25 protein-coding genes, 1 pseudogene and 1 riboswitch are annotated in these 26,193 nt (G+C 72.8%); of the genes and pseudogenes, 13 read left to right on the top strand and 13 right to left on the bottom strand.

Translation table 11 applies throughout. The features are described from left to right. Positions 1–7: 7 nt before the first annotated feature. The 4 genes and pseudogenes from HZZ00_RS11520 (at position 8) to HZZ00_RS11535 (ending at position 3,690) form a co-directional block, all read left to right on the top strand. Positions 8–745, top strand: coding sequence for a MerR family transcriptional regulator (locus tag HZZ00_RS11520; protein WP_070028359.1), 738 nt, complete (start codon positions 8–10; stop codon positions 743–745). A gap of 85 nt (positions 746–830) precedes the next feature. Beyond that, positions 831–1,304 carry a bifunctional nuclease family protein gene (locus tag HZZ00_RS11525; RefSeq protein ID WP_070028357.1) on the top strand — a complete coding sequence of 158 codons (474 nt, stop codon included), beginning with the start codon at positions 831–833 and terminating at the stop codon, positions 1,302–1,304. Positions 1,305–1,562: 258 nt separating this feature from the next. Then, positions 1,563–2,207: a MerR family transcriptional regulator gene (locus HZZ00_RS11530; protein WP_180332089.1), complete on the top strand. Its 645-nt coding sequence runs from the start codon at positions 1,563–1,565 to the stop codon at positions 2,205–2,207. A 54-nt stretch (positions 2,208–2,261) separates the two neighbouring features. Further along, positions 2,262–3,690: pseudogene (locus HZZ00_RS11535) on the top strand (DNA polymerase IV). Here HZZ00_RS11535 and HZZ00_RS11540 read toward each other — a convergent pair. Then, entirely contained in the window at positions 3,612–3,983 is a 372-nt protein-coding gene (locus tag HZZ00_RS11540; RefSeq protein ID WP_180332091.1) for a PRC-barrel domain-containing protein, read from the bottom strand. The pseudogene HZZ00_RS11535 and the gene HZZ00_RS11540 overlap by 79 nt on opposite strands. A gap of 119 nt (positions 3,984–4,102) precedes the next feature. Next, positions 4,103–4,197, top strand: a riboswitch (glycine riboswitch). Positions 4,198–4,371: 174 nt separating this feature from the next. Between HZZ00_RS11540 and gcvP the strand changes: the two genes are divergently transcribed. Next, positions 4,372–7,257 (top strand): aminomethyl-transferring glycine dehydrogenase, encoded by a 2,886-nt coding sequence (gcvP, locus tag HZZ00_RS11545; RefSeq protein WP_180332092.1) that lies wholly within the window; start codon positions 4,372–4,374, stop codon positions 7,255–7,257. Positions 7,258–7,320: 63 nt separating this feature from the next. Here gcvP and HZZ00_RS11550 read toward each other — a convergent pair whose 3' ends face one another. Genes HZZ00_RS11550 through modA form a run of 4 tightly spaced genes read right to left on the bottom strand, consistent with a single transcriptional unit; the run spans position 7,321 to position 10,606 of the window. After that, the gene (locus HZZ00_RS11550; RefSeq protein ID WP_074991761.1) at positions 7,321–7,740 is read right to left on the bottom strand and encodes a molybdopterin-binding protein; all 420 of its coding nucleotides are present in this window, start codon (positions 7,738–7,740) and stop codon (positions 7,321–7,323) included. Between the two features lie 27 nt (positions 7,741–7,767). Continuing rightward, positions 7,768–8,841, bottom strand: a complete 1,074-nt coding sequence (locus HZZ00_RS11555; RefSeq protein WP_180332093.1) for an ABC transporter ATP-binding protein — start codon at positions 8,839–8,841, stop codon at positions 7,768–7,770. Positions 8,842–8,900: 59 nt separating this feature from the next. Beyond that, positions 8,901–9,788, bottom strand: a complete 888-nt coding sequence (gene modB, locus HZZ00_RS11560) for a molybdate ABC transporter permease subunit (RefSeq protein ID WP_180332094.1) — start codon at positions 9,786–9,788, stop codon at positions 8,901–8,903. Continuing rightward, on the bottom strand, positions 9,785–10,606 hold the full coding sequence (gene modA / locus HZZ00_RS11565) for a molybdate ABC transporter substrate-binding protein (protein ID WP_180332095.1): 822 nt from the start codon (positions 10,604–10,606) through the stop codon (positions 9,785–9,787). Before modA ends, modB begins: the two co-directional genes overlap by 4 nt. Before the next feature lie 206 nt (positions 10,607–10,812). Here modA and HZZ00_RS11570 point away from each other — a divergent pair, with 206 nt between their 5' ends. After that, positions 10,813–11,295: a molybdopterin-dependent oxidoreductase gene (locus tag HZZ00_RS11570; RefSeq protein WP_257585750.1), complete on the top strand. Its 483-nt coding sequence runs from the start codon at positions 10,813–10,815 to the stop codon at positions 11,293–11,295. Positions 11,296–11,307: 12 nt separating this feature from the next. Here the strand turns inward: HZZ00_RS11570 and HZZ00_RS11575 are convergent, their stop codons facing one another. The 5 genes from HZZ00_RS11575 to HZZ00_RS11595 form a co-directional block, all read right to left on the bottom strand. Further along, on the bottom strand, positions 11,308–11,700 hold the full coding sequence (locus HZZ00_RS11575) for a molybdopterin-binding protein (RefSeq protein WP_180332097.1): 393 nt from the start codon (positions 11,698–11,700) through the stop codon (positions 11,308–11,310). Positions 11,701–11,722: 22 nt separating this feature from the next. Then, a complete protein-coding gene (locus HZZ00_RS11580) occupies positions 11,723–13,681 on the bottom strand; it encodes an APC family permease (protein WP_180332098.1) in 1,959 nt (652 codons plus the stop codon). A gap of 269 nt (positions 13,682–13,950) precedes the next feature. Next, on the bottom strand, positions 13,951–14,505 hold the full coding sequence (locus tag HZZ00_RS11585) for a hypothetical protein (RefSeq protein ID WP_180332099.1): 555 nt from the start codon (positions 14,503–14,505) through the stop codon (positions 13,951–13,953). Positions 14,506–14,764: 259 nt separating this feature from the next. Beyond that, positions 14,765–14,971: a DUF5999 family protein gene (locus HZZ00_RS11590; RefSeq protein WP_070028338.1), complete on the bottom strand. Its 207-nt coding sequence runs from the start codon at positions 14,969–14,971 to the stop codon at positions 14,765–14,767. Positions 14,972–15,257: 286 nt separating this feature from the next. After that, positions 15,258–15,845 (bottom strand): hypothetical protein, encoded by a 588-nt coding sequence (locus HZZ00_RS11595; RefSeq protein WP_180332100.1) that lies wholly within the window; start codon positions 15,843–15,845, stop codon positions 15,258–15,260. Positions 15,846–16,415: 570 nt separating this feature from the next. Between HZZ00_RS11595 and HZZ00_RS11600 the strand changes: the two genes are divergently transcribed. Beyond that, positions 16,416–17,933 carry a glutamate--cysteine ligase gene (locus HZZ00_RS11600; protein ID WP_180332101.1) on the top strand — a complete coding sequence of 506 codons (1,518 nt, stop codon included), beginning with the start codon at positions 16,416–16,418 and terminating at the stop codon, positions 17,931–17,933. Positions 17,934–18,037: 104 nt separating this feature from the next. Then, positions 18,038–18,838 carry a CPBP family intramembrane glutamic endopeptidase gene (locus HZZ00_RS11605; protein ID WP_180332102.1) on the top strand — a complete coding sequence of 267 codons (801 nt, stop codon included), beginning with the start codon at positions 18,038–18,040 and terminating at the stop codon, positions 18,836–18,838. Between the two features lie 12 nt (positions 18,839–18,850). On the opposite strand, the gene HZZ00_RS11610 is transcribed toward HZZ00_RS11605, so the two are convergent. Both HZZ00_RS11610 and HZZ00_RS11615 read right to left on the bottom strand, forming a co-directional pair. Next, complete coding sequence (locus HZZ00_RS11610; RefSeq protein ID WP_180332103.1) at positions 18,851–19,663, bottom strand: PhzF family phenazine biosynthesis protein; 813 nt, start codon at positions 19,661–19,663, stop codon at positions 18,851–18,853. 81 nt (positions 19,664–19,744) lie between these two features. Next, entirely contained in the window at positions 19,745–20,134 is a 390-nt protein-coding gene (locus HZZ00_RS11615; protein ID WP_180332104.1) for a VOC family protein, read from the bottom strand. Between the two features lie 162 nt (positions 20,135–20,296). On the opposite strand from HZZ00_RS11615, the gene HZZ00_RS11620 reads away from it, so the two are divergent. The 4 genes from HZZ00_RS11620 (at position 20,297) to HZZ00_RS11635 (ending at position 24,114) form a co-directional block, all read left to right on the top strand. Further along, complete coding sequence (locus HZZ00_RS11620) at positions 20,297–20,962, top strand: PadR family transcriptional regulator (protein ID WP_180332105.1); 666 nt, start codon at positions 20,297–20,299, stop codon at positions 20,960–20,962. 313 nt (positions 20,963–21,275) lie between these two features. Further along, a complete protein-coding gene (locus HZZ00_RS11625) occupies positions 21,276–21,842 on the top strand; it encodes a Clp protease N-terminal domain-containing protein (protein WP_257585751.1) in 567 nt (188 codons plus the stop codon). A gap of 72 nt (positions 21,843–21,914) precedes the next feature. Beyond that, on the top strand, positions 21,915–22,928 hold the full coding sequence (locus tag HZZ00_RS11630) for a DMT family transporter (RefSeq protein WP_180332106.1): 1,014 nt from the start codon (positions 21,915–21,917) through the stop codon (positions 22,926–22,928). Between the two features lie 208 nt (positions 22,929–23,136). After that, positions 23,137–24,114: a DMT family transporter gene (locus tag HZZ00_RS11635; RefSeq protein ID WP_180333465.1), complete on the top strand. Its 978-nt coding sequence runs from the start codon at positions 23,137–23,139 to the stop codon at positions 24,112–24,114. Here the strand turns inward: HZZ00_RS11635 and HZZ00_RS11640 are convergent. After that, positions 24,101–24,781 (bottom strand): pyridoxamine 5'-phosphate oxidase family protein, encoded by a 681-nt coding sequence (locus HZZ00_RS11640; RefSeq protein WP_180332107.1) that lies wholly within the window; start codon positions 24,779–24,781, stop codon positions 24,101–24,103. The genes HZZ00_RS11635 and HZZ00_RS11640 overlap by 14 nt on opposite strands. Before the next feature lie 57 nt (positions 24,782–24,838). On the opposite strand from HZZ00_RS11640, the gene HZZ00_RS11645 reads away from it, so the two are divergent. Continuing rightward, positions 24,839–26,170, top strand: coding sequence for an aminotransferase class I/II-fold pyridoxal phosphate-dependent enzyme (locus HZZ00_RS11645; protein ID WP_180332108.1), 1,332 nt, complete (start codon positions 24,839–24,841; stop codon positions 26,168–26,170). The last annotated feature ends 23 nt before the right edge of the window (positions 26,171–26,193 follow it).

Consider the following 26,193-nt stretch of genomic DNA (forward strand, 5'->3'; position numbering starts at 1 on the left):
AAGGTCCATGCTTCAAACACCGAGCGGCGGTGCCGGAAGCGGTACCGCCGCCAGGGACAGTGGGCTGATGAGCATCGGCACGGTGCTGAACGTGCTGCGCGAGGAGTTCCCCGAAGTCACCATCTCCAAGATTCGTTTCCTGGAGGCGGAGGGGCTCATCGAGCCGCAGCGGACCCCTTCGGGGTACCGCAAGTTCAGCGCCGGTGACGTCGAGCGCCTCGGACACGTCCTGAGAATGCAGCGGGACCACTATCTGCCGCTCAAGGTGATCCGTGAGCACCTGGACGCCATGGAGCGGGGCGAGGCCGTCCCGCTGCCCGTGGTCGGGCGCCAGCGCGGCGGGGAGGACGCCCTGGAGGTGCTGGAGGGGCCCACGGTGGCCAGGGTCGGCCGGGCGGAGTTGCTGGCGGCCGCGGACATCGGCGAGGCCGAGCTGGCGGAGTGGGAGTCGTACGGGCTCCTGGTGCCGCTCGCGGACGGGTCGTACGACGCGGAGGCCGTCACCGTGGCCACCCTCGTCGCGGAGCTGGGGCGCTTCGGGATCGAGCCCCGCCATCTGCGGGTGATGAAGGCGGCCGCCGACCGGGAGGCCGGGCTGGTCGACCAGGTGGTGGCCCCGCTCAAGCGCCACCGCAATCCGCAGACCAGAGCGCTCGCCGAGGCCCGCACGAAGGAGCTGGCGGCGCTCACCATGAAGCTGCACGCGTCCCTGGTGAAGACCGCCCTCGGGGTGCGTCTGCCCTGATCCGGGGACGTCGGAGGGGGCCGGATCGGGCTGCTGTGCCCGGCCCGACTACCCAAACGTCCCGGGCACGGCCTAGGGTTGCTGTGTGAACGAGCTCGATGTCGTAGGTGTCCGGGTCGAAATGCCCTCCAACCAACCGATCGTGCTCCTGCGCGAAGTGGGGGGCGACCGTTACCTCCCCATCTGGATCGGGCCGGGGGAGGCGACGGCGATCGCCTTCGCCCAGCAGGGCATGGCCCCGGCCAGGCCGCTGACCCATGACCTGTTCAAGGACGTGCTGGAGGCCCTCGGTCAGGAGCTGACCGAGGTACGCATCACCGACCTGCGGGAAGGTGTCTTCTACGCGGAGCTGGTCTTCGCCAGTGGAGTCGAGGTCAGCGCCCGGCCCTCCGATGCCATAGCGCTGGCCCTGCGCACCGGGACGCCGATCTACGGCAGTGACACGGTGCTGGACGACGCGGGCATCGCCATTCCGGACGAGCAGGAGGACGAGGTGGAGAAGTTCCGCGAGTTCCTCGACCAGATCTCGCCCGAGGACTTCGGAACCAGCAACCAGTGAGGGCTCCCGGAGCCGGGCGTCCGGGTCATCCGGCGGCCGGCCCGGGGCCCGGCGCGGCCCGCTGCCGGGCAATTGCCACCGGCGATTGAGAGCGTCCTACGGGTTCCCGCGAGGGCATTCGGCTAGCCTTTCCCCGCGGTGGGACACGGGAAACCACTCCTTGGGTGATTATCACTCGGCGTGCCGAGTGTGGCGATCGTTGACGCACCCCTGGTGACTGCCTACCGTCGAGAAGGCAGGTCAAGGACGGAGGTCGGCGTGAGAACCAGCGGCGACGGTACGGCTGGGGGTGCTCCCGTGCGCGGTTTCGGGGAGAGCGGTCCGTACCCGGTTCACAGCAGCGCGGTGGATCACGCTCCGCAGCGGCCGACGGCGGTGCCGGACGGCGGAGGGGCGGCGTCCATGACGTCCGAAGAGATCGGCTACCGGGGGCCCACGGCCTGTGCGGCGGCCGGCATCACCTATCGACAGCTCGACTACTGGGCGCGCACCGGCCTGGTCGAGCCGAGTGTGCGGCCCGCGTACGGCTCGGGCACCCAGCGTCTGTACAGCTTCCGGGACGTCGTGGTCCTGAAGATCGTCAAGCGGTTCCTGGACACCGGGGTCTCGCTGCAGAACATCCGCTCGGCGGTGCGGCACCTCAGGGAGCGCGGTTTCCGGGACCTGGAGCGGATGACGCTGATGAGCGACGGCGCCACCGTCTACGAGTGCGGTTCGCCGGACGAGGTCCACGCCCTGCTCCAGGGCGGCCAGGGCATCTTCGGGATCGCGGTCGGCGTGGTGTGGCGGGACGTGGAGAGCGCCCTGTCCCAGCTGCACGGCGAGCGGATCGACACCGGCGAGACCCTCGTCGGGCACAACCCGGCGGACGAGCTGGCGCGGCGCCGCAACCGGGCGGTCTGACCGGCCCCTTGCAGCACATGGGCATTGTCAGTGCCGTGGTGCAGCATCGGAGGTGTGAGAAACGCGCCCACGATCCTGCATCTCGACATGGATGCCTTCTACGCCTCGGTGGAGCAGGCGTCCAAGCCGAGCCTGCGCGGGAAGGCGGTCGTGGTGGGCGGGCTCGGGCCGCGCGGAGTGGTCGCCACCGCCTCCTACGAGGCACGGGTCTTCGGGGTGCACTCGGCGATGCCGATGGCGCAGGCGCGCCGGCTGGCGCCCAACGCCGCGTATCTGGTGCCGCGTTTCTCGCTCTACCGCGCGGTCAGCGACCAGGTGATGGCGCTGCTGCGGGAGCTGTCGCCGCTGGTGGAACCGCTGAGCCTGGACGAGGCGTTCGTGGACCTGGCGGCCGGGGGGACGGCGTGGGACGCGGAGTCGGCGCGGCGAACCGGCGTCCGACTGCGCGAGGACATCCGCGCGGCCACCGGGCTGGCCGGGTCGGTGGGGCTCGCCGCCTCCAAGATGCTCGCGAAGATCGCGTCCGAGGAGGCCAAGCCGGACGGGCTGGTGCTGATCGAGCCGGGCACCGAGCGGGCCCTGCTGGGACCTATGCCGGTGCGCACCCTGCCGGGGGTGGGGCCGGCCACCGGTGACCATCTGCGGCGGGCCGGCATCACCACGGTGGAGGAGCTGGCCGAGGCGGGCGAGGCCGAGCTCGTACGGCTGCTCGGCAAGGCACACGGACAGGCGCTGTACGCCATGGCCCTGGCCCGGGACGAGCGGCCGGTGGTGGCCGAGCGGGAGGCCAAGTCGGTGTCGGTCGAGGACACGTACGACGTGGACATCCACGACCGGCCGCGGATCGGGTTCGAGGTGCGGCGACTCGCCGACCGCTGTGTGGGGCGGCTGCGCGAGGCGGGGCTGTCCGGGCGGACGATCGTCCTGAAGGTGCGGCGGTACGACTTCTCGACGCTGACCCGCTCCGAGACGCTGCGGGGTCCCACGGACGACCCGGAGGTCGTCCGGGAGGCCGCCGGGCGGCTGCTGGACTCCGTGGACACCACGGGCGGGGTGCGACTGCTCGGGGTGGGCGTCACCGGGCTCGCCGACTACACCCAGGAGGACCTGTTCGCCCAGGCCGCGAAGCCGTCGCGGGAGGTGTCGCCCGAGGCGCCGGTGGCCGAGTCGGCGGCGGCGCCCGAGCCCGCCGCCCCGCACTGGCGGGCCGGCCAGGACGTACGGCACGACGAGTTCGGCCACGGGTGGGTGCAGGGCAGCGGCGTGGGCCGGGTGACGGTGCGGTTCGAGACCCCCCAGTCGGATCCGGGGCGGGTGCGGACGTTCCTCGTCACCGACCCCGCGCTGCGGCCGGCCGACCCCTTGCCCCTGGTGCCGGTGCCCGCCGGGCGGGGGCAGCCGTAGTCACGTCTCCTCTGAACCCGCCAGTTTGCCGAAGTCGTGGTCCGGGGCCGCCGCCGGCGGGGGCACGTCCAGGCCGTAGTGGTGGTAGAGCTGGAGTTCCTGTTCGGGGGAGAGGTGGCGGCCCACGCCGAAGTCGGGGGCGTCCTTGATCAGGGAACGGTCGAAGGGGACGTGCAGGGTGCCGTCGACGAGTTCACTGGGTTCCAGGGGGACGAAGGCGTCCCGGGAGAAGAGGCCGGTGCGTATGGCCGCCCACTCGGGCACGCCGGTCGCATCGTCCAGATACACCTCGTCGATCGTGCCGATCTTCGTGCCGGTGCGGTCGAAGGCCTTGCGGCCGATCAGGTTGCGCGGATCGATGTCGGTCTGCACGGTCCCTCTCCCTCCACGTGGTCGCAACTCATCCGTAAGCACTACGAAAGAGCACTTTCACCGCGGCGGCCACTTGAGGAACCGGCCGTTGACCTCGCTGGTAGGCTGATTGCGGCTGCTGACCCCGTGCGGGAGAGTCCTCCGACCACCTCGGAGGCGCCGAAGGAGCAAATCCTCCCCGGAATCTCTCAGGCTCACGTACCGCACGGACGAGGTCACTCTGGAAAGCAGGGCGGGTGTCGACGGCTTCCGCTCTCACCGACGGTGAAAGCCGGCGTCGCGAGGCGTCCGGTGAAGCTCTCAGGTTGAGATGACAGAGGGGGAGGCCGTCGGGGCACCCGCGCCGTGGTGCCCTTCGAAGGTCGCGTCAGACCAGGAGGCCTCCGCAATGACCGCCCAACGCATTCCGCTCTCCGAGCTCGAAGCGGGCATCCCCTTCGAACAGCGCCACATCGGCCCCGACCAGGAGGCGCGGGCCAAGATGCTCGCGCAGGTGGGCTACGGCTCCCTGGACGAGCTGACCGCCGCCGCGGTCCCGGATGTGATCAAGAACGCCGACGCGCTCGACCTGCCGGGCGCCCGCACCGAGGCCGAGGTGCTGGCCGAGCTGCGCTCGCTCGCCGACCGCAACCAGGTCCTCGGCTCCATGATCGGCCTGGGGTACCACGGCACCTTCACCCCGCCGGTCATCCTGCGCAACGTCATGGAGAACCCGTCCTGGTACACGGCCTACACGCCCTACCAGCCGGAGATCTCCCAGGGCCGTCTGGAGGCCCTGCTGAACTTCCAGACCATGGTCGCCGACCTGACCGGCCTGCCCACCTCGGGCGCCTCCCTGCTGGACGAGGGCACGGCCGCCGCCGAGGCCATGGCGCTGTCCCGGCGCATGGGCAAGAACAAGAAGGGCCTGTTCCTGGTCGACGCGGACGCACTGCCGCAGACCGTCGCCGTGATCCAGACCCGCGCCGAGCCGACCGGTGTCGAGGTCGTCGTCGCCGACCTCAGCGAGGGCATCCCGGCCGACATCGCCGCCCGGGACATCAACGGCGTGCTGGTCCAGTACCCGGGCGCCTCCGGTGCCGTACGCGACATCAAGCCGCTGATCGAGCAGGCCCACGAGCTGGGTGCCCTGGTCACCGTCGCCGCCGATCTGCTCGCCCTGACCCTGCTGACCTCTCCGGGTGAGCTGGGCGCGGACATCGCCGTCGGCACCACCCAGCGCTTCGGCGTCCCGATGGGCTTCGGCGGGCCGCACGCGGGCTACATGGCGGTGCACGAGAAGTTCGCCCGCAGCCTGCCCGGCCGCCTGGTCGGCGTGTCCGTCGACGCCGACGGCAACAAGGCCTACCGGCTGGCCCTGCAGACCCGCGAGCAGCACATCCGCCGCGAGAAGGCCACCAGCAACATCTGTACCGCGCAGGTGCTGCTCGCCGTCATGGCCGGCATGTACGCCGTCTACCACGGTCCCGAGGGCCTGCGGACGATCGCCCGGCGCACCCACCGGTACGCCGCGATCCTCGCCGAGGGCCTGCGGGCCGGCGGCGTGGACCTGGTGCACGGCGCGTTCTTCGACACCGTCACCGCGCGGGTGCCCGGCAAGGCCGCCGAGATCGTCGCCGCCGCCCGGGACAACGGCGTCAACCTGCGTCTGGTCGACGCCGACCACGTCTCCATGGCCTGCGACGAGACCACCACGCGGGCGCACCTGGCCACCGTCTGGTCCGCCTTCGGCGTCGAGGCCGACATCGAGGCGCTGGACGCGAGCGCCCCCGACGCGCTGCCCGAGGCCCTGCTGCGCGGCGACGACTACCTCACCCACCCGGTCTTCCACCAGCACCGCTCCGAGACCGCGATGCTGCGCTACCTGCGCAAGCTGGCCGACCGCGACTACGCGCTCGACCGCGGCATGATCCCGCTGGGCTCCTGCACCATGAAGCTCAACGCGACCACCGAGATGGAGCCGGTCACCTGGCCGGAGTTCGGCGCGCTGCACCCCTTCGCGCCCGCCGAGCAGGCCGAGGGCTACCTCACGCTCATCCGCGAGCTGGAGGACCGCCTGGCCGAGGTCACCGGCTACGACAAGGTCTCCCTCCAGCCGAACGCCGGCTCCCAGGGCGAGCTGGCCGGTCTGCTGGCGGTCCGCGGCTACCACCGCGCCAACGGCGACGAGGGCCGCACGGTCTGCCTCATCCCGTCCTCCGCGCACGGCACGAACGCCGCCAGCGCCGCGATGGCCGGCATGAAGGTCGTCGTCGTCAAGACCGCCGAGGACGGCGAGATCGACGTCGAGGACCTGCGGGCCAAGATCGAGCGGTACCGCGACGAGCTGGCGGTGCTGATGATCACCTACCCGTCCACGCACGGTGTGTTCGAGGAGCACGTCGCCGACATCTGCGCCCGGGTGCACGAGGCCGGCGGCCAGGTGTACGTCGACGGCGCCAACCTCAACGCGCTGGTCGGCCTCGCCAAGCCGGGCCACTTCGGCGGCGACGTCTCGCACCTCAACCTGCACAAGACCTTCTGCATCCCGCACGGCGGCGGCGGTCCCGGCGTCGGCCCGGTGGCGGTCCGCTCGCACCTGGCGCCGTACCTGCCCAACCACCCGCTGCAGCCGGCGGCGGGCCCGGAGACGGGCGTCGGTCCCATTTCGGCGGCGCCGTGGGGCTCGGCGGGCATCCTGCCGATCTCCTGGGCGTACGTCCGCCTGATGGGCGGCGAGGGCCTCAAGCGGGCCACCCAGGTGGCCGTGCTGTCCGCCAACTACATCGCCAAGCGCCTGGAGCCGCACTACCCGGTGCTCTACACCGGCCCCGGCGGCCTGGTCGCGCACGAGTGCATCATCGACCTGCGCCCGCTGACCAAGGCGACCGGCGTGAGCGTGGACGACGTGGCCAAGCGCCTGATCGACTACGGCTTCCACGCGCCGACCATGTCGTTCCCGGTGGCCGGCACGCTGATGATCGAGCCCACCGAGTCCGAGGACATCACCGAGCTGGACCGGTTCTGCGACGCGATGATCGCGATTCGCGCGGAGATCGACAAGGTCGGCTCCGGCGTCTGGCCGGCGGAGGACAACCCGCTGCACAACGCGCCGCACACCGCGGCCGCGCTCGGCGGCGAGTGGACGCACGCCTACAGCCGCGAGGAGGCCGTCTTCCCGGCCGGTGTGTCGGTGGCCGACAAGTACTGGCCGCCGGTGCGCCGCATCGACCAGGCCTTCGGCGACCGCAACCTGGTCTGCTCCTGCCCGCCGCTGGACGCGTACGAGGACTGACCGGCCCGCGCTGAACCGCGCTCCCCGAGGGCCCCGTCCGGATGTCCGGGCGGGGCCCTCGCCCTACGCGGTCGCCAGTGCCACTTCGGTCGCCTTGACCAGTGCCACCACGTCGGAGCCCACGAACAGGCCGAGATCGGCGGCCGCCTCCTTGGTGACGGCCGCGGTCAGCTCGCCGCCGGGGACGGCGACGCGCACGGTGGCCATGACGGCGCCGGTGGTCAGACGGGTGATGGCGCCGGGGAGCTGGTTGCGGATCGACAGGCCCGCCACGCGGTGCGTGGCGAGGGACACCTCGGTCGACTTCACCAGGGCGCGCACCGGCGTACCGGGCGCGAGGGCCAGGTCCTCGGCGGCGTCCCGGGTGATCGCCGCGGTCAGGTCCTGCCCGCCGTCCAGGCGGACCTCGACGATGGCCATCGCCTCGCCGGGGTGGACCGCCGTGACGGTGCCGGGGAGCTGGTTGCGGATGCTCAGGGTCATGGTCACCCACCGTAGGCGCCCGAGGGATCAGGCCGGGTACACGTGGGTCTGCGTCGCTTCGACTGTCGCCCAGACCGGTGCACCGGGACGCAGCTCCAGCTCCGCGGCGGCCATCGCGGTGAGGTCGGCGGCGAGGGCGAGTTCGCCGGTGAGGTCGGCGCGGATCCGGTCGCCGTGGGTCTCCAGGCCGGCCACCTCGCAGCGCCACGGATGACGGGCGCCGGTGGGCCGCTGCTTGTGGAGGGTCACGGCGGACGGTGGGAAGGCGACGAAGGCCGGGCCGGACAGTTCCTCGGCGGTGGCGATCTCCGGCCCGGCGTCCAGACGTACGGTGTGGCCCCCGGCCTCGCCCCGGTAGAGGTTCAGGCCGACGAGCCGGGCGATGTAGTCCGTGCGCGGGCGGCGGGCGATGTCGGCGGGGGCGCCCTCCTGGACGACCCGGCCGTGCTCCACGACCACCAGCCGGTCGGCGAGCACCATGGCGTCCAGCGGGTCGTGCGTGACGAGGACGGCGACCGCCTCGAACTCGGCCAGATGCTGTCGCAGCCGGGCCCTGACCTCCAGCCGGGTGCGGGCGTCGAGGGCGGCCAGCGGCTCGTCCAGCAGGAGCAGCCGGGGCCGGGTGGCGAGCGCGCGGGCGAGGGCCACGCGCTGGGCCTGGCCGCCGGAGAGCCGGCGCGGCTTGGCACCCGCGTGGTCGGCGAGCCCCATGCGCTCCAGCCAGGCCGCGGCCACCGCGCGCGCCTCCGCCTTGCCCAGGCCCTGGCAGCGCGGCCCGAACGCCACGTTGTCCAGCGCGGACAGGTGCGGGAAGAGCAGGTAGTCCTGGAAGACCACGCCGACCGGGCGGGACTCCGGCGGGACCCGTTCCAACGGGGCGCCGTCGAGCCGCAGATGGCCCTCGGTCAGGGGCACCAGACCGGCCAGCACGCGCAGCGCCGTGGTCTTGCCCGCGCCGTTGGGCCCGAGCAGCGCGACCACGTCCCCGGGCGCCGCCGTCAGCGCCATGTCGAGGCGGAAGGAGCCGCGGTCCACAACGAGCCGCGCGTCGAGCCCCTGCCGGTCCGTCCGCGGCAGCCGCGGGGCGGCGACGTCGGTCATCGGTTCGCGACCCTTCGCTGCGGGGCTCGTGGGCGTCGTCCGCCGTCCTGCCGGCATGGTCACACCCCTGTCAGCCATCGGTCGCGCAGTCCCGCCAGCACCGCGATGGAGACGGCCAGCAGCACCAGGCTCAGCGCGATCGCGGCCTCGGGGTCGTTCTGCAGGGCGAGGTAGACCGAGAGGGGCATGGTCTGGGTGCGGCCGGGGAAGTTGCCCGCGAAGGTGATCGTGGCGCCGAACTCGCCGAGGGCGCGCGCCCAGGCCAGCACCGCGCCCGCCGCGATGCCGGGCGCGATCAGCGGCAGCGTGACCCGGCGGAACGCGGTGAAGCGGGAGGCGCCCAGGGTGGTCGCGGCCTCCTCGAAGCGCGGGTCCGCGGCGCGCAGGGTGCCCTCGACGCTGATGACGAGGAACGGCATGGCGACGAACGCCTCCGCGATGACGACGCCCGTGGTGGTGAACGGCAGCGTGATACCGAACCAGGAGTCCAGCCACTGGCCGACGACGCCGTTGCGGCCCAGGGCGAGCAGCAGGGCCACACCGCCGACGACCGGCGGCAGCACCAGCGGCAGGGTCACCAGGGCCCGCACGAGGCCGCGCCCCGGGAAGTCGGTGCGGGCCAGCAGCCAGGCCAGCGGCACGCCGAGGACCAGGCTGACGGCGGTCGCCGCGGTGGCGCTGACCAGCGACAGCTGGAGCGCCTGCCACACCTCGGCACTGGTCAGCCGGTCCGGCAGGCTGCGCCAGGGCGCGCGCACCAGGAGCGCGAGCAGCGGCACCAGCAGGAACGCCAGGGCCAGCACGCCGGGGAGCAGCAGGGGCAGCGGCGCGCCGCGGCGGCCCGCGGCGGTGCGCCGGGCGCTCGTGCCCCCGGTGGCGGTACGGCGGCGCCGCGGCCGGTCCGTGCGGGGGCCGGTCGCGGCGCCGGGTTCGAGGGGAGGAGTCACGGCTTGAGGAACCCGGCCCCGCCCAGCACCCTCTGGCCCTCGGCGGAGCGCACGAGGGCGATGAACGCCTTGGCGGCCCCGGCGTTCTCGGAGTTCTTCAGCAGGGCGATCGGGTAGTCGTTGACGGCCTTGGCGGACTCGGGGAACCGCACGCCCTCCACCTTGTCACCCGCCGTGTGCACATCGGTCTTGTACACCACCGCCGCGTCGGCCTCCTTGAGTTCCACCTTGTTCAGGGCGCTCTTGACGTCCTGCTCGTAGGAGACCGGGGTGAGCGTGAGGTGGGCGGCGTCCAGGGCCTTCTGCGCGGCGGCGCCGCACGGCACCGTCTTGTCGCACAGGACGACCTTGAGGCCGGGCCTGGCGAGGTCCTTGAGGGAGGCGACCCTGCCGGGGTTGCCGGGCAGGGTGGCGATCTCCAGCTGGTTGCGGACGAAGGTGACCGGGGTGCCGGCCGCGTCCCCGGCGTCGGTGACGGTCGCCATGGTCTTGGGGCTGGCGGCGGCGAAGACGTCGGCGGGGGCGCCGCTGGTGATGCTCGCGGCGAGGGTGTCGCTGCCGCCGAAGTTGAACCTGACCTTGGTGCCGGGATGCCGCCGCTCGAATTCCTTGCCCAGGGTGGTGAAGCTCTCCTGGAGCGAGGCGGCGGCGAACACGGTGATCGTGCCGGACGGCTTCGAGGAGGCCGCACCGGACGGGTCCGAGGCGGCGCCCGACGAGTGGGAGGAAGGGGAGCAGGCGCTGAGGGCCAGCAGGGCGGCGGCTCCCGTGCCGGCCGGCCGCAGCACTCGCCGGGTCCGGCGCACGGAACGGGTCATCACGGATCTACTCCCTGGATCGACGGAAAGACGGTCGCGCCCTGGCACGGCCGTGGTGTTCCGGCCGTGCCGTGATGATACTGCCGCATCTGCCAGGTGTAAGTCCCTTGTTGCTTCGCATGAGCCATGATCCTTCTCGGAGTGGCTTGCATGTGCGTTTGTATGGCACCCGGCGGCGGGTACCGTCCAGCCGGAGGTGGTCGCAGGTGACCCTCGCCCGGCTCGCCCTGACCGGTGATCTCGTGAGACCCGCCCGGCTGACCGTGCCGGACCTTTTGTCCTGGCCGCAGCACCGGGTGGCCGTCGGCTTCGAATGCGCGACCAGCGGCATGCGGCACCACCGGTTCACCGGGCCGCGGCTGTACGACGTCCTGGCCGACGCGGGGCCCGGTTTCGACCCGGGGCGCCGCAAGGACCGGCTGCGCTTCCTGATCGCCGTCACCGGCACCGACGGCCACCAGGCGCTGCTCTCCTGGGCCGAGATCGACCCGGACTTCGCCGACGCCCCGGTCCTGCTCGGGGTGAGCATCGACGACACCCCGCTGGACGCCGCCGGCCCCCAGCTGGTGCTGCCCCAGGACCGCTGCGGCGCCCGGCACATCAGCGGGATCACGGCGATCCGGGTGGACGGGGGGTACGGAAGCGCCGGGCCGGTCCCGGCCGCCGCCGCGCGGGCCCCGGCACGGTGAGGAACGGCGGGGTCAGGCGCGGTCGATGTGCACGTTGGTCGACTTCACCCGGGCCGTGGCCTCCATGCCGACCTCCAGGCCGAGTTCCTCGACGGCCTCGCGGGTGAGCAGGGACACCAGCCGGTGCGGGCCCGCCTGGATCTCCACCTGGGCGGCCACGTCACCGAGCTTGATCGCGGTGACGATGCCGGGGAAGGCGTTGCGCACGGAGGTGGAGGAGGGCTCCTCCTCGCCGCCGCTCTTGGCCAGTTCGACGGAGAACGCGGCCAGGTCCCTGCCGTCGATGAGCCGCCTTCCCGCCTCGTCGCGATGGGTGGCCACCCGGCCCGCGTCGGCCCAGCGGCGGGCGGTGTCCGGGCTGACGCCGAGCAGCCGCGCCGCCTGGCCGATGGTGTAGTCCTGCATGGCGATCACCATAGGGCCGGGCTCAGCCCGTGTGCACACGCGGCCGGCGGGCCCGGTCCGGCTCCGCCTCGCGCAGCACCTCGCGGGTGACCGGGGCGACCTCTCCCTGCCCGAAGAGGAAGAAGCGCAGGAAGTTGGCGAACGGGCTGCCCTCGGTCCACTCGAAGTAGATGTGCGGGGTGCAGCCGGTGACGTCGCGGACGTGCAGCAGCAGCGCCGCCAGGGCGTTGGGGATGGAGGCCGACTCCAGGGTCAGCACCCGGTACCGCTCGTGCAGCACCTCGCCGCGCACGGTCAGGCTCGCCTCGAATTCGGACGGGTCGGTGACCGTGACCTCGACGAAGACGAAGTCCTCCTGCTCCGGCATGTCGTTGTCGGCGCGGATCTGCTCGACCTTGTCCCGGTACTCGGCCTTGTCGCGATGGCCCGGCTCATTGGCGATGAACCGCATCTTCCGGCTGGCCATGTCCCGGATGAAACGTTCCGCCAGCGGATCGAGCGTCACGCTGGTCACCCGCAGCTCGAAGGCGCGGGCCAGCCGGGACAGCAGCGAGACCAGGATGATGCCCACGATGAAGCAGGCACCGATCTTCACACCGTCCGGCCGCTCGATCACGTTGACCACCGTGGTGTACAGGAACACCACAGAGATCACCGCGAAGCCGATCGTCCACCGGCGCTGCCGCGCCTTGCGGGCGGCGATGGTCACCGCGATCGCCGCGGAGCTGATCAGCACCAGCACACCGGTGGCGTAGGCACCGCCCTGCTTGTCGACATTGGCGTCGAAGATCCAGGTCACCAGGAACGCGATCAGCGTGAAGACGATGACCATCGGGCGCACCGCCCGCGCCCAGTGCGGGGCCATGCCGTACCGGGGCAGATAGCGCGGCATCAGGTTGAGCAGCCCCGCCATGGCGGACGCGCCGGCGAACCACAGGATGGCGATGGTCGAGACGTCGTAGACCGTGCCGAAGGCGCCGCCGAGGTACTGGTGCGCGAGGTAGGCGAGGGCACGGCCGTTGGCCTGGCCGCCCGGCTTGAACTCCTTCTCCGGGATCAGCAGGGTGGTGATGAAGCTACTGGTGATCAGGAACGCGCTCATGATGACGGCGGCGGTGGTCAGCAGCTTCTTGGCGTCCCGGATCCGGCCGGTCGGGTGTTCCTCGGTGTCGCCCGGGTCGCCCTTGACGTGCGGCATGACGGCCACACCGGTCTCGAAGCCGGACAGGCCGAGGGCGAGTTTCGGGAAGACGATCAGCGCGACGCCGATCATCACGAAGACATTGCCGTGTTGTGTGGTCAGGGCGTTGGTCCAGTCGGTGACCACGTGCTCGGCGGTGAGGACGTGCCACAGGCCCACGATCACGACGACCAGGTTGAGCGCGAGGTAGACGCCCACCAGGGTGACCGCGACGCCGATCGCCTCCAGGAAGCCCTTGAGGAACACCGCGCCGAGCAGGGCCACCAGCAGCAGGGTGATCAGCATCTGCCGGCCGTGCAGGGCGTTGGTCAGATGCGGGTTCTCCACCAGGTGGGTGGAGGCGTCGGCGGCGGACAGCGTGATGGTGATCAGGAAGTCCGTGGCCGCGAACCCCAGCAGGGTGAGCACGAACAGCTTGCCCTTCCAGAAGGACAGCAGCCGCTCCAGCATGGCGATGGAGCCCTCGCCGTGCGGGCTCTCCTCCGCCACCCGGCGGTAGACCGGCAGGGCGCCGGCCAGGGTGACCAGCACCAGCACGATGGTCGCCAGCGGCGAGACCAGACCGGCCGCCAGGGCCGCGATGCCCGGCTGGTAGCCGAGGGTGGAGAAGTAGTCGACACCGGTCAGGCACATCACCCGCCACCAGCGCTGGCCCTTGTGCGGGGGCTCGGGCTGGGCGTGCGGTCCGGTGTGGCCACCGCTCTTGCCCATGTCGGACAGGCCCTCCAGCATCCAGGCGCGCAGGCGGCCGGTACTGGGAGGGCGCTCGGTCGTGGCCATTCGGTGTGCTCCTGAGGTGGGGCTCAGCTCTTTTCGGCCATCCCACGGACGGCGGCACCAGCGTAAGCGGAGAGTGACGCCATGGCCCCCGGATCCAGGGCCGGTGGGCGTCAATCTTGCGTTAAGAATGGCCCGGTGACGTCGCAGGCGCATCAAGAAGGAGCGGAGCCGGGGAGGGGCGAGGGGCACCTCCGGGGTGGGGGGAGCGGACACCGAGTGTCATCGCGGGGGGAGAGGGACCGGGCGTCCGGGAACGCTCGTCCGGCGGCTCATTCCAGACCCGACGCCTTGAACACGGCCAGCGCGGTCTCCCGGTCCACGCGGCGGGCGAGCCGGTGCAGGGCGGTGGTGCCGCAGCGCAGGGTGCCGGAGGCCTCGGCCTGCCGGGCGCCCTCGGCGAGCCGGTACCACAGGCCGGGGTTGCGGATCAGCACCTCGGGATCGATCTCCATCCGGTTCCCCAGGGCGTCGCGCAGCATCAGACGCTGGGTGACGCCGTCCACCGGGTGCACCACCGTGAGCAGATCGGTGCGGATCCGGCGGGTGCGCAGCAGGCGCCTGCCGGCCAGCCAGCCGTCACCGGCGGTGATCCTCGCCGGGTGGAGGACGAGGCCCAGCAGCGCGGCCAGCGCGCCCCACAGCAGACCGCGCCACCAGGTGAGGGAGCCGGCGGCGGCGTCGATGCAGAGCAGCAGCACGAACAGGGCGAGGGCACAGCGCACCGCGGTGCGTACCTCACCGGCCCAGCCGCGGTCGTACGCGATCGGTCCGGCGGGCGGGGTGGGGCTCGTCACCCGGGGCCGGGTGTCGTCGCTGTGCTTCATGACTCAGACGGTAGACAGCCTCGGGCCGGACGGCACAACGCGTTGACGGCGTCCTGACGGACGGACCGGGTTTCTTGACGGGACGCGAACGGGGAGGGCGCGGGCCGGGCGGGTCGTGTACCACGAGGGCCTGCACCGGCACCCCGGGTCCCGTGTCGCCGGAGATCTCTCCGGTACCGCGGCCGGGCGGGCATGCGTCGGGGCCGGTCGCACCGGGTGGGTGCGGCCGGCCCCTGCCGTCCTCGGAGCGATGCTCCGTTCAGGCGGCCGTCATCACCTCGCCCGCGCCGAGCGGGCGGTGTGGGGCGATGACGCGGCCGTCGGGCAGCAGCTCACCGGTGTCCTCGAAGAGCAGGACGCCGTTGCACAGCAGACTCCAGCCCTGTTCCGGGTGGTGCGCCACGAGGCGGGCGGACTCCCGGTCGGCGGACTCGGCCGGCGGGCACGGTGGCTGGTGCTTGCACATGGGTGGGATCTCTCGCTCTGTGGTGGTCATGGCCGTCCCCCCGTAAGTAGTCGGTCGGTACCCAGTGTTGCCCTCGGGGCGTGGTTCCGCAGGGATTTCGAGGCAGCGCTTCCCACAGGTTGAGGACGCATCACCCGGGCGGGCGGTTCAACCCAACTGCACTGTCAATTCGGGTGGTTCGCCGTGGCCGAAGCGGACTAGTCCGTCGGTGGGGCCGGGCGGGGCCGGGTGGGAACGCCACCGTACCCCGCCGCCTCGGGGCCGCGGGGTACGGGTGGGACGGGGTTCAGGCGGCGGGCGAGCCGAGCAGCGGGAGGCGGCTGGCGCGCAGGGCCAGTACCGGGAGCAGATCGGCGACCCGGTGCGGCAGATGGGCCGCTATGCCGGGCGGTGCCGGGGCGAGCGGCACCAGCAGATCGGTGTCGGCGGGACGCCCTTCCGTGCCGTCGCCGGTGATGTCGCCGTGCAGCCACAGGGTGAGCATGTAGAGGCCGGGAATCGACAGCAGCCTTGGCTGGTAAGGGAGTTGAAGTGTTCCAGCCTGCTGGAGCGCGAGTTCGGTGGAGGCGACGTAGGGGCCCTCGAAGAAGTGCGAGAAGGCCCAGCCGTCGGGGGTGAGCATGGTCTCGGCCGCGGCCACCGCACGGTCGCCGCAGCGGATCAGGAAGCGCCAGCCGGTCAGCCGGGTGGTGGCCGGCCCCGGAGCGGTGAGTCCCTCCAACACGTGGACGGGCAAAGGGAGTTCGGGTTCCGTCGGACCCTGCGCGGCACGCAGGGAGGGAGTACGTGCCTCACGGACCGCGGTGGGCGAACCGAGGGCGGCGAGGACGGAACGCAGGGCGGGCGCGGGGGCAGGAGGAACGTGCAGCGGCATGGTGGGTCGCCTCTCATTCGACAGGCGCGGCGGCGCGAGGGAGGTGGGGCGGACGGCGCTGTCTGCTCACGGAAGGCCGGAGAGGTGGGGGCCGGATCGGTGAAGAACGAGGGTGCGGCTCGCCCTGCCGTCCGTCAACCGGCGCGGCAGGAATGCGGCAGGACCAGGACCGAGGGCGCCACCCTCCCGCCTTGTGGACGAAGTTTATACGACGTGTGTTCAACCGGAGTTTCAGCTATCGGATTCCGGCGGAGCCCGCAAGGCGAAATCAGGCCGTCGATATGCGGAATTCCTCCCGATTTCCGGACCGGTCACGCGCCGTTGACCTCGGTGTACGCTCCGGTAGCGGACGGCTGAATGGCATCGGCGTTTTTCACCAGGCCGTCCGGGGCACCCGGAGGTGCAGCTGCGGCATGCCCCGTGAATGTGCCGCGGGGAACATGACGACAGCGTAGCGGGGGTCCGGGCGGCGTGTGACGTTATCGATCGCTTTCACTGGGCATTACTCCACCTGACCCGCCAGCCCCGGCGGCCGGAACGCCGGCCCGCCCATCCGAGGAGGAAAATTCGATGGGGGAGAAGGTCGTGGCAGGGCAGTTCGACCTGTCCGATCGCCAGCGCTACCGCGAAAAGCTCCAGAAGTGCCTGACGGGGCTGGAGCGGCTGCTGGTCGAGAAGCGATTCGACCGCCCGAAGAACCTCATGGGCGTGGAGATCGAATTGAATCTCGCCGGTCCCGACGGCATGCCCAAAATGTTGAACGGCCAAGTGCTCGAACGGATCGCGAGCCGTGACTTCCAAACGGAACTCGCGATGTTCAATCTGGAGGTGAACATCGCGCCGCACCGGCTGGGCGGCCGGGTCTTCGACCGGCTCGCCGAGGAGCTGCGCACCTCGCTCGCCTATGCCGACCGCAAGGCCACGGAGGTCGACGCGGGCATCGTGATGATCGGCATCCTGCCCACCCTGGACCGGGACGACTTGGTCTCCTCCAACCTCTCCGAGGTGGACCGCTACACCCTGCTCAACGACCAGATCGTGGCCGCCCGAGGGGAGGACTTCCGGCTCGACATCGAGGGGGTGGAGCATCTGCGCTGCACCTCCAAGTCCATCGTCCCGGAGGCCGCCTGCACCTCCGTGCAGCTGCACCTCCAGGTCACCCCGGACCGGTTCGCCGACGTGTGGAACGCGGCGCAGGCGGCGAGCGCCGCGCAGATCGCCGTGGGCGCGAACTCGCCGTTCCTGTTCGGGCACGAGCTGTGGCGCGAGTCCCGGCCCCCGCTCTTCCTCCAGTCCACCGACACCCGGCCGCCCGAACTCCAGGCGCAGGGCGTACGGCCGCGCACCTGGTTCGGCGAGCGGTGGATCTCCTCGGCGTACGACCTGTTCGAGGAGAACCTGCGCTACTTCCCGGCGCTGCTGCCGATCCGCGACGACGAGGAACCGCTGGAGGTCATCGAGGCCGGGGGCACACCGAAGCTGGCGGAGCTGGTCCTGCACAACGGCACCATCTACCGGTGGAACCGGCCGGTGTACGGCGTCGCGGACGGCGTGCCGCACCTGCGGGTGGAGAACCGGGTGCTGCCGGCCGGGCCGACCATCACCGACGTGATCGCCAACGCGGCGTTCTACTACGGCCTGGTGCGTGCCCTCGCCGAGGAGTCCCGGCCGGTGTGGACGCGGCTGCCGTTCGCCGCGGCCGAGGCCAACTTCGACGCGGCGTGCCGGTACGGCATCGACGCGCGCTTCGTCTGGCCGCGCCGGGGCCGGTACGGCGGCACGGGCGAGGTCGACGCGGTCACCCTGGTCCGCGACGAGCTGCTGCCGCTGGCCGCCGCGGGGCTGGACGCGTGGGGCGTCGAGCCCGCCGACCGCGACCTCTACCTCGGTGCCATCGAGGAACGCTGCCGGCGCCGGGTCAACGGCGCGTCCTGGCAGGCGGCCACCTTCCACCGCGCGCTGGAGCAGGGCATGTCCCGCGACGCCGCCCTCGCCGCGACGACGCGCCGCTACGCCGAGCTGATGCATGTGGGGGAGCCGGTGCACATGTGGCCGGTCGGGCTGCCGGAGCCGGTGCCGCTGGGGTGAGGGGGCCGAAGGCGGGGGCGGCGGCCCGGCCGGTGGCCCGGTGACGTGTTCTCCCGGGTGCTTCTGCGATCCTTGCGGGCAGGTCGCGAGGTCGGGAGGCAGGGGTGCAGGTGGAGGCTGAGCCGGGAGTCGACCGCGGGGTGCCGCAGCGCGGGGCCGGGCGGATCCTGCGGGACGAGACGATCCTCGTGCTCGCGCTGTCGCTCGGCGCGAGCGGGGTCTCCGCGCTGATCAGCTTCATCGGCTCGGTCACCAAACCGGGCGGCCTGAAGGACCAGGCCGCCACCCTCAACGCCTCGGCCGCGCCGGGCCGCCCCTGGCTCGACCTCGCCTGGCAGCTGTTCGGCATCGCCACCGCCCTGGTCCCGGTGGCCCTGGTCGCCCACCTCCTGATCCGCGAGGGCAGGAGCCTGCGCACCCTGGGCTTCGACCGCGCCCGTCCCGGCCCCGACCTCCTGCGCGGCGCCGCGGTCGCGGCCGTGATCGGCAGCACCGGCATCGCCTTCTACCTGGCCGCCCGCGGCCTCGGCTTCAATCTCACCGTCGTGCCCGAGGCCCTGCCGTCCGTGTGGTGGAAGTACCCGGTGCTGGTCCTGTCCGCGGTGCAGAACGCCGTACTCGAAGAGGTCATCGTCGTCGGCTATCTGCTGCGCCGGCTCGGCCAGTTGGGCTGGACCACCGGGGCCGCGCTGGTGGCCAGCGCCGTCCTGCGCGGCTCGTACCACCTCTACCAGGGCATCGGCGGCTTCCTCGGCAACCTGGTCATGGGCGTGGTGTTCGTCTGGCTGTACCGCCGCTGGGGCCGGGTCGGCCCGCTGGTCGTCGCCCACTCGCTGCTCGACATCGGCGCGTTCGTCGGCTACGCCCTGCTCGCGGGCAGGGTGGGCTGGCTGCCGACGGCCTGAGGCTGCGGCCGGTCAGGCGTGCAGGTCGCCCTCGATGACGGTGACCGCGCGGCCGGTGAGCATGGTCCGGTCGCCGCGCAGCCCGGTGCGCACCAGTCCGGTGCGGCGGGAGGCCTGGAGGCCGGTGAGGTCGTCGCGGCCGAGGCGGGCGGACCAGTGCGGGGCGAGCGCGGTGTGCGCGCTGCCGGTGACCGGGTCCTCGTCGATGCCGACGTTCGGGAAGAAGCAGCGGGAGACGAAGTCGTAGCCCAGTGACGGGTCTTCGGCCCGCGCGGTGGCGATGATGCCGCGGGTGGAGTAGCCGCCGAGCGCCTTGTGGTCGGGGGCGAGACCGAGGACCGTCTTCTCGTCGGCCAGCTCCACCAGCAGGTCGCCGACGTTCGCGCCGGTGTCGAACGCGGCGACCGGCTCCGCGCCCAGCGCCCCGGCGACCCCTTGCGGCACCTCGACCGGGGTGAGCGGGGCGGTGGGGAAGTCGAGGGTGATCGAACCGTCCCCGGCCGGGGTGGCGATCAGCACGCCGCTGCGGGTGGCGAACCGCACCGGACCCTCGTGGGCCCCGGTGGTGTGCAGGACGTGCGCCGTGGCCAGCGTGGCGTGCCCGCACATCGCGACTTCGGCGACGGGCGTGAACCAGCGCAGCGCCCAGTCCGCCTCGCCGCCCGCGGGGAGCCGGTGGGTGAACGCCGTCTCGGCGTGATTGACCTCCATGGCGACGTTCTGGAGCCAGTCGTCGGCCGGGAAGACGTCGTCCAGGAGCAGTACGCCCGCGGGGTTGCCCGCGAAGGGCCGGTCGGTGAAGGCGTCCACGATTCGAATGCGCATGTCACGAAGCTAGCGGCGGTGACGACCCGCTGCCCAAGGCCAATTCGCGGGTCCTGGCCTGCTTCCGGACCGGCGGGCCGGTCAGCGGAGGTAGTGCGCGCGGCCCTCGTCGTCGAGTTCGAAGGGGCCGTCGGGGATGATGCAGAACTCGTTGCCCTCGGGATCCGCCATCACCAGGAACCCGCCGTCGTCGTACCCCTCGAGCCGGCGTCCGCCGAGCGCCTCGACGCGCCGCTGCTCCGCGGCCGGGTCGGGTGAGGTGACGTCGAAGTGCATGCGGTTCTTCGCGGACTTGGGCTCGCCGGTTCGCTGGAAGCCCAGGCCCAGGCCGTTCTCGCGCCGCAGCCACACGTAGGGACCCGTGCGGCCCACGACCGGCCGGCCGAGCAACTCGGACCAGAACGCGGCAAGCCGCTCGGGGTCGGCGGCGTCGACGATGAGGGCGTTGATCTGCAGAGGTGAGTCCGTCATGCCCCTGATGCTCTCAGGGGTACGGGACCGCTCGGCCCGCGTCGGCTCTTTTCCGCTTCCGTGAAGGCCTTGGCAGGCGATCGGTTCCGATATATCGTTGAGACATCGCGAACGATAAGCGATGCAGACGTGACAGATCAGAGATGGAATGGAGTGATCGCGATGCGTACGCATGGACACGAGCACGGCGGCCACCGGCACAAGGGCTTCGGCCGGCGCGGCGGCCCGGGAATGGGCGCCTTCGAGGCCCGGCGTGCCGCCTTCGGGCCGTTCGGTCCCGGGGGGCCGGGCGGCCCCGGGGGGCCTGGTGGTCCGGGGTTCGGTGGGCCCGGTTTCGGGCCGGGTTTCGGGCCCTGGGGCCATCGGGGGCGTGGCGGGCCGAGGGGGCGGGCGCGGCGCGGTGACGTGCGGGCCTCGCTCCTGGCCCTGCTGAAGGAACGGCCCATGCACGGCTACGAGATGATCCAGGAGATCGCCGAGCGCACCGGCGGCGCCTGGAAGCCCAGCCCCGGGTCGGTCTACCCCACCCTCCAGATGCTGGAGGACGAGGACCTGATCGTCAGTGAGAGCGAGGGCGGCAAGAAGCTGTTCTCCCTGACCGACAGCGGGCGCGCCGCCGCCGAGGAGGGGGCGGACGCGCCGTGGGAGGCGGCCTCGCGCGGGGTCGACTGGGAGGCGCTCGGCGAGATCCGGCAGGCCGGGTCCGGACTGATGGAGGCCTTCGGGCAGGTCTGGAGGACCGGCACCAAGGAACAGCGCGAGAAGGCGCTCGCCGTCATCAACGACGCCCGCAAGAAGCTGTACCTCATCCTCGCCGACGAGGACTGAGGGCAGCCGATCACGGCGGACGGGCGCCCCGCGGAGTGACGGCCGCGGGGCGCCGTCACGTGTCACCGCACCTCCCGCCCCGCTCGTCCCGGCCGGCCGGTCCGCCGAGGCCGCGCGGCGACACGTACGGGGCCGGTCGTCGCCGGCCGGTCTTCCCTGGGCACTGGCAAACCGGCGCGCGCCTCCGGGGCGCGATGGCGGAAATCTCCTCCCCAAGGATGAGATTCCGGCCGGTGATGTCCACTCTGTGTGGGACGCCCAAATGGTTCCCGTCGTGGATGACTCGGCCCGTTGTGACTGATGGGGTGGGGTTGTGCACTTCCGTACCGCCCGTCCGACCGCCCCTGGAACCGAGGGGGCGCACTCCCATCCGGACGCCGCGGGGCTCGGCGCCGAGCTCGCGGCGGTGGTCGCCGGTGCCCGCCGCAGGGCCGTCCGGGACGGCGACCGGCACGTCGACACCGCCCATCTGCTGCACTCGCTCCTCGAACAGGACCCCGAGGTGCGCTCCGCCGTGGGCGGTCCCCCGCAACTCGCCCGGCTTTTCGGCTACCTGGTGCAGCGCAGCATCGGTTACGGACTGCGCTGGCAGGGCAGCGTCGAGGACTCGGGCGCGCTGCCCGTCGTCCCGCGTCCCGCCACCGGCGAGGCGGCCGGGGACTGGTCGCCGGCCGCGGCCGCCGCGCTGGCCCATGCCCGGGAGCGGGCGCGGAGCCGCGGTGAGCGCGGGGCCACCGGGTCCGATCTGCTCGCCGGGCTCGTCGCCGACCCCGCCTCCCGGGCCGTCGAGGTGCTCGGACGCGCCGGTGTCCACGCCCATGAACTGACCGCCCGCATCACGGCCCGCGCGGGGGAGTTCGTCCAGGACGCGAGCTGCTGAGGACCGTCCCGCCGTCCATCCCGTGAGACAGGTGTCAACGGGGGTGACGCTCCTGACGCCGCCTGTCATCATGTGCCGGTGCGTACGACGGAGAGCAGGAAGAACGGTCGGGCGGGCGGCGGCAGAGGAGTGGGCCTCGGCCTCGCGCTCGTCTCCGCGCTGGCCTTCGGCGGGTCCGGGGTGGCCGCCAAACCGCTGATCGAGGCGGGCCTCGACCCGCTGCACGTGGTGTGGCTGCGGGTGGCCGGCGCCGCCGTGGTCATGCTGCCGGTCGCCGTACGGCACCGTGCGCTGCCGCGCCGCCGCCCCGCGCTGCTCGCCGGGTTCGGACTGCTCGCCGTGGCCGGTGTCCAGGCCTGCTACTTCGCCGCCCTGTCCCGCATCCCGGTGGGCGTGGCCCTGCTCATCGAGTATCTGGCGCCCGCGCTGGTGCTCGGCTGGGTGCGGTTCGTGCAGCGACGGCCCGTCACCCGCGCCGCCGCCCTCGGCGTGGTCCTCGCGGCGGGCGGCCTCGCCTGTGTGGTGGAGGTCTGGTCGGGGCTGAGCTTCGACGCGCTCGGCCTGCTGCTCGCGCTCGGCGCCGCCTGCTGCCAGGTCGGCTACTTCGTCCTCTCCGACCAGGGTGCCGACGCGGGCGAACGGGCGCCGGACCCGCTCGGTGTGATCGCCTACGGCCTGCTGGTGGGCGCCCTGGTGCTGACCGCCGTCGCCCGCCCCTGGCAGCTGGACTGGTCCGTCCTCACCGGCTCCGCGCGGATGAACGGCACCGCCGTACCCGCCCTCGCCCTGCTGGTCTGGATCGTGCTCGTCGCCACGGTGCTCGCCTACGTCACCGGGGTGCTGTCGGTGCGACGGCTCTCCCCGCAGGTCGCCGGGGTGGTCGCGTGTCTGGAAGCGGTGATAGCGACGGTGCTGGCCTGGGTGCTGCTCGGCGAGCACCTGTCCGCGCCCCAGGTCGTCGGCGGAGCCGTCGTCCTGGTCGGCGCCTTCACCGCCCAGTCCGCCGCGCCCGCCGAGGCGCCCGCGCGACCGGTGGCGGCGGGCGGCCCCGACCGGGAGTTGTCCGGGCACCGCACGTCCGCTTAAGGTGCTGATCATGCCGTCCACGCTCGTTCTTCCGCCCCCCGCCGCCTGAGGCGGGCCTCCGGGACATCCGCCCGGCGCGATGAGCGCCGGGCCGGACGGTGCTGCCCGCAGACGAAGTCCGCGCGCCCCGCTCCAGCGGGTCGCCCCGAACTTCCGCACCCCCGTGGTGCGTTTCTGCGGAGAAACTCTCTTGTCGAACGTATCGAACGTGTCGAACGCCGCCTCCGGCCTGCCGGTCGGACGTGGCCTCCTCTATCTGATCGTCACCGGGGCCGCCTGGGGCACCGCGGGCGCCGCCGCCTCCCTGGTCTACCGGACCAGCGACATGGGCGCCCTCGGCCTCTCCTTCTGGCGCTGCGCGCTGGGACTCCTGCTGCTGCTCGCCGGCCGGGGCCTGCGCCCGAGGACCCGCCCGGCCGCGGCCGGACCGCTGTCGCACCGGGTGCTGCGGGCCCTCGCCACCGGCCTCGGCCTCGCGGTCTTCCAGACCGCCTACTTCGCCGCCGTGGCGGCCACCGGACTCGCCGTGGCCACCGTCGTCACCCTCGGCGCGGGCCCCGTGCTCATCGCGCTGGGCGCCCGGCTGCTGCTCGGCGAACGGCTCGGCGCGGGCGGTGTCCTGTCGGTCGCCGGAGCCCTCGCCGGGCTCGCCGTGCTGACCTTCGGCGACTCGGCCGCGACGGTCCGCCCGGCCGGCGTGCTGCTCGCGCTGCTGTCGGCCGCGGGCTACGGCGCCATGACCCTGCTGACCCGCTGGTGGGGCCGGGGCGGCGGCGCGGACGCCTCCGACACCACCGTGTGGACGTTCGCGGTGACCACCCTGTGCCTGCTGCCGTTCGCCCTGCACGAGGGGCTGCTCCCGCACACCGCCCACCCGGCCCGGCTGCTGTGGCTGCTGTGCTACATCGCCGCCGTGCCCACGGCGCTCGCGTACGCCCTGTACTTCGCGGGCGCGGCCGTCGTACGGTCCGCCACCGTCTCCGTGATCATGCTCCTGGAGCCGGTGACCGCGGCCGTGCTCGCCGTGCTCCTGCTCGGCGAGCGGCTCACCGCCAGCACCGCGGCCGGCACCCTGCTGATGCTCACGGCGGTCGGTGGCCTCACCGTGAGCGAGGCGACCCTGCGCAGGGCGGGCCGCGCGAGCGGCGCGGACGAGGGGAGCGTGTCCGGCCTCAGCACCCGGTGAGGTAGTCCGGCACCTCGATCCCGGACGTCAGGTCGGCGTTCGGGACCGGGGCCTCGTAGCCCTTGCGGAGCGGGACGACACCGGCCCAGTGGGGCAGGGCGAGGTCCTCGGGCTCGTCGTTGGCGCCGCCGCTGCGGACCTTCGCCGAGACCTCCTGGAGGTCCAGCCGGATCACCGCGGTGGCGGCCAGTTCCTTCTTGTTCGCCGGCCGGGAGTCGGCGGCGCGCCCCGGCACCACGTGGTCCACCAGCGCGTCCAGGGCCAGCCGCCGCTCCTCGGGGTCGGTGACCTCGTACGCGGTGCCGTGCACCACCACCGAGCGGTAGTTGATCGAGTGGTGGAAGGCGGAGCGGGCCAGCACCAGGCCGTCGACATGGGTCACGGTCACGCACACCGCGAGGCCCGGGTCGGGCGCGCCGGCCATCCGCAGCGGGCGCGAGCCCGTCGAGCCGTGGAGGTAGAGCCGCTCGCCGACCCGGCCGTAGAGCGTCGGCAGCACCACGGGCGCGCCGTCACGGACGAAGCCCAGGTGGCAGACGTAACCCTCGTCCAATATCGCGTGCACCAGCTCCTTGTCGTACGAGGCGCGTTCCGCGGAGCGCGTGGGCACGGTGCGGTCGGTGGGGGTGTAGACGGCGGACTGTGTGTCGGCGGTGGTGCCCGGCATGGCGGTCCCTCCAGGGCGAAGCTGCATCCAGCATTGCACTAGTGCATAATTGGTTTTGTGCTAGGAGAGTATCGGATCGAAGGGCGCGGCGCAGTGGAGATCGCGGCCGATGTGGAGCGCGCGGTCGGCGCGGGACAGCTGCGGCCGGGCCAAGCCCTGCCGCCCATGCGGGAGTTGGCGACCCGGCTGGGGGTGAATCCGAATACCGTCGCGGCCGCCTACCGCACCCTGCGCGAGCGCGGGGTGATCGAGACCGCGGGGCGGCGCGGCAGCCGGGTGCGGTCCAAGCCCGTCACCACCGGACGCGACCAGCTGCGGGTGGAGGTGCCCCCGGGCGCCCGTGACCTGTCCACCGGCAACCCCGACCCGGCCCTGCTGCCCCGCCTCGCCCCGGCGCTCGCCGCGGCGGCCGGGGCGGGGGACCGGCGGCCCGTCCTCTACGGCGACGACCCCGTCGACCCTGAGCTGGCCCGCATCGCCCGCGCCGAACTCGACGCCGACGGCGTTCCCGAGGCGCCGCTCACCGTCACCTCCGGCTCCCTGGACGCCATCGAACGCGTCCTCGCCGCCCACCTCAGGCCGGGCGACGCGGTCGCCGTCGAGGACCCCGGGTGGGGCAGCGTCCTCGATCTGATGCCGGCGCTGAACCTGCGCACGGTCCCGGTGACGGTGGACGACGACGGGCCGTCGCCCGAGGGTCTCGCCCGCGCCCTGGATGACGGCGCCCGCGCGCTGATCCTCACCACCCGGGCCCAGAACCCGACCGGCGCCGCGGTGACCGCCGAGCGCGCCGCCGCCCTGCGCGCGGTGCTGCGCGAGCACCCGGGGACCCTGCTGATCGAGGACGACCACGGTCACGGCATCGTGGACGTGCCGCTCCACCCCCTCGCGGGCATCACCCGGCACTGGGCCTTCCTGCGCTCGGCCGCCAAGGCCTACGGCCCCGACCTGCGCCTCGCGGTCCTCGCCGGGGATCCCGTGACCGTCGACCGGGTGCGCGGGCGCCAGCGCCTCGGCCCGGGCTGGGTCAGCCTGCTGCTCCAGCGCGCGGTGGTCCATCTGTGGGCCGGGGGCGCGGTGGACCGGACGGCGGTGGCCGGGGCGTACCGGGCCCGGCGCGAGCCGCTGATCGACGCACTCGCCCGGCGCGGCATCGAGGCCCACGGGCGCAGCGGCATGAACGTCTGGATCCCGGTACCCGACGAGACCACCGCGGTGGCCCGCCTCCTCCAGTCGGGGTGGGGCGTCGCCCCCGGCGCCCGCTTCCGCCTCGCCGGGCCCCAGGCCGTCCGCGTCACGGTCTCCCCGCTCACGGCGGCGGACATCGAGCCGCTGGCGGACGCGGTCGAGGCGGCGGTGCGCCCCTCGCCGGCCCGCGTCTACGGCTGACGGCGGGCCCGCGAAGGGCGCTG

This window comes from Streptomyces sp. NEAU-sy36 (assembly GCF_013423905.1).
In the GTDB taxonomy this organism is placed as follows: Bacteria; Actinomycetota; Actinomycetes; order Streptomycetales; family Streptomycetaceae; genus Streptomyces; species Streptomyces misionensis.

Excerpts from the sequence above, each read along its gene's own strand:
- HZZ00_RS11520 (WP_070028359.1), top strand. The coding sequence starts at position 8 with ATGCTTCAAACACCGAGCGGCGGTGCCGGAAGCGGTACCGCCGCCAGG.
- gcvP (WP_180332092.1), top strand. The coding sequence starts at position 4,372 with ATGACCGCCCAACGCATTCCGCTCTCCGAGCTCGAAGCGGGCATCCCC.
- HZZ00_RS11550 (WP_074991761.1), bottom strand. The coding sequence starts at position 7,740 with ATGACCCTGAGCATCCGCAACCAGCTCCCCGGCACCGTCACGGCGGTC.
- HZZ00_RS11555 (WP_180332093.1), bottom strand. The coding sequence starts at position 8,841 with ATGACCGACGTCGCCGCCCCGCGGCTGCCGCGGACGGACCGGCAGGGG.
- modA (WP_180332095.1), bottom strand. The coding sequence starts at position 10,606 with ATGACCCGTTCCGTGCGCCGGACCCGGCGAGTGCTGCGGCCGGCCGGC.
- HZZ00_RS11575 (WP_180332097.1), bottom strand. The coding sequence starts at position 11,700 with ATGCAGGACTACACCATCGGCCAGGCGGCGCGGCTGCTCGGCGTCAGC.
- HZZ00_RS11580 (WP_180332098.1), bottom strand. The coding sequence starts at position 13,681 with ATGGCCACGACCGAGCGCCCTCCCAGTACCGGCCGCCTGCGCGCCTGG.
- HZZ00_RS11585 (WP_180332099.1), bottom strand. The coding sequence starts at position 14,505 with ATGAAGCACAGCGACGACACCCGGCCCCGGGTGACGAGCCCCACCCCG.
- HZZ00_RS11590 (WP_070028338.1), bottom strand. The coding sequence starts at position 14,971 with ATGTGCAAGCACCAGCCACCGTGCCCGCCGGCCGAGTCCGCCGACCGG.
- HZZ00_RS11595 (WP_180332100.1), bottom strand. The coding sequence starts at position 15,845 with ATGCCGCTGCACGTTCCTCCTGCCCCCGCGCCCGCCCTGCGTTCCGTC.
- HZZ00_RS11600 (WP_180332101.1), top strand. The coding sequence starts at position 16,416 with ATGGGGGAGAAGGTCGTGGCAGGGCAGTTCGACCTGTCCGATCGCCAG.
- HZZ00_RS11610 (WP_180332103.1), bottom strand. The coding sequence starts at position 19,663 with ATGCGCATTCGAATCGTGGACGCCTTCACCGACCGGCCCTTCGCGGGC.
- HZZ00_RS11615 (WP_180332104.1), bottom strand. The coding sequence starts at position 20,134 with ATGACGGACTCACCTCTGCAGATCAACGCCCTCATCGTCGACGCCGCC.
- HZZ00_RS11620 (WP_180332105.1), top strand. The coding sequence starts at position 20,297 with ATGCGTACGCATGGACACGAGCACGGCGGCCACCGGCACAAGGGCTTC.
- HZZ00_RS11640 (WP_180332107.1), bottom strand. The coding sequence starts at position 24,781 with ATGCCGGGCACCACCGCCGACACACAGTCCGCCGTCTACACCCCCACC.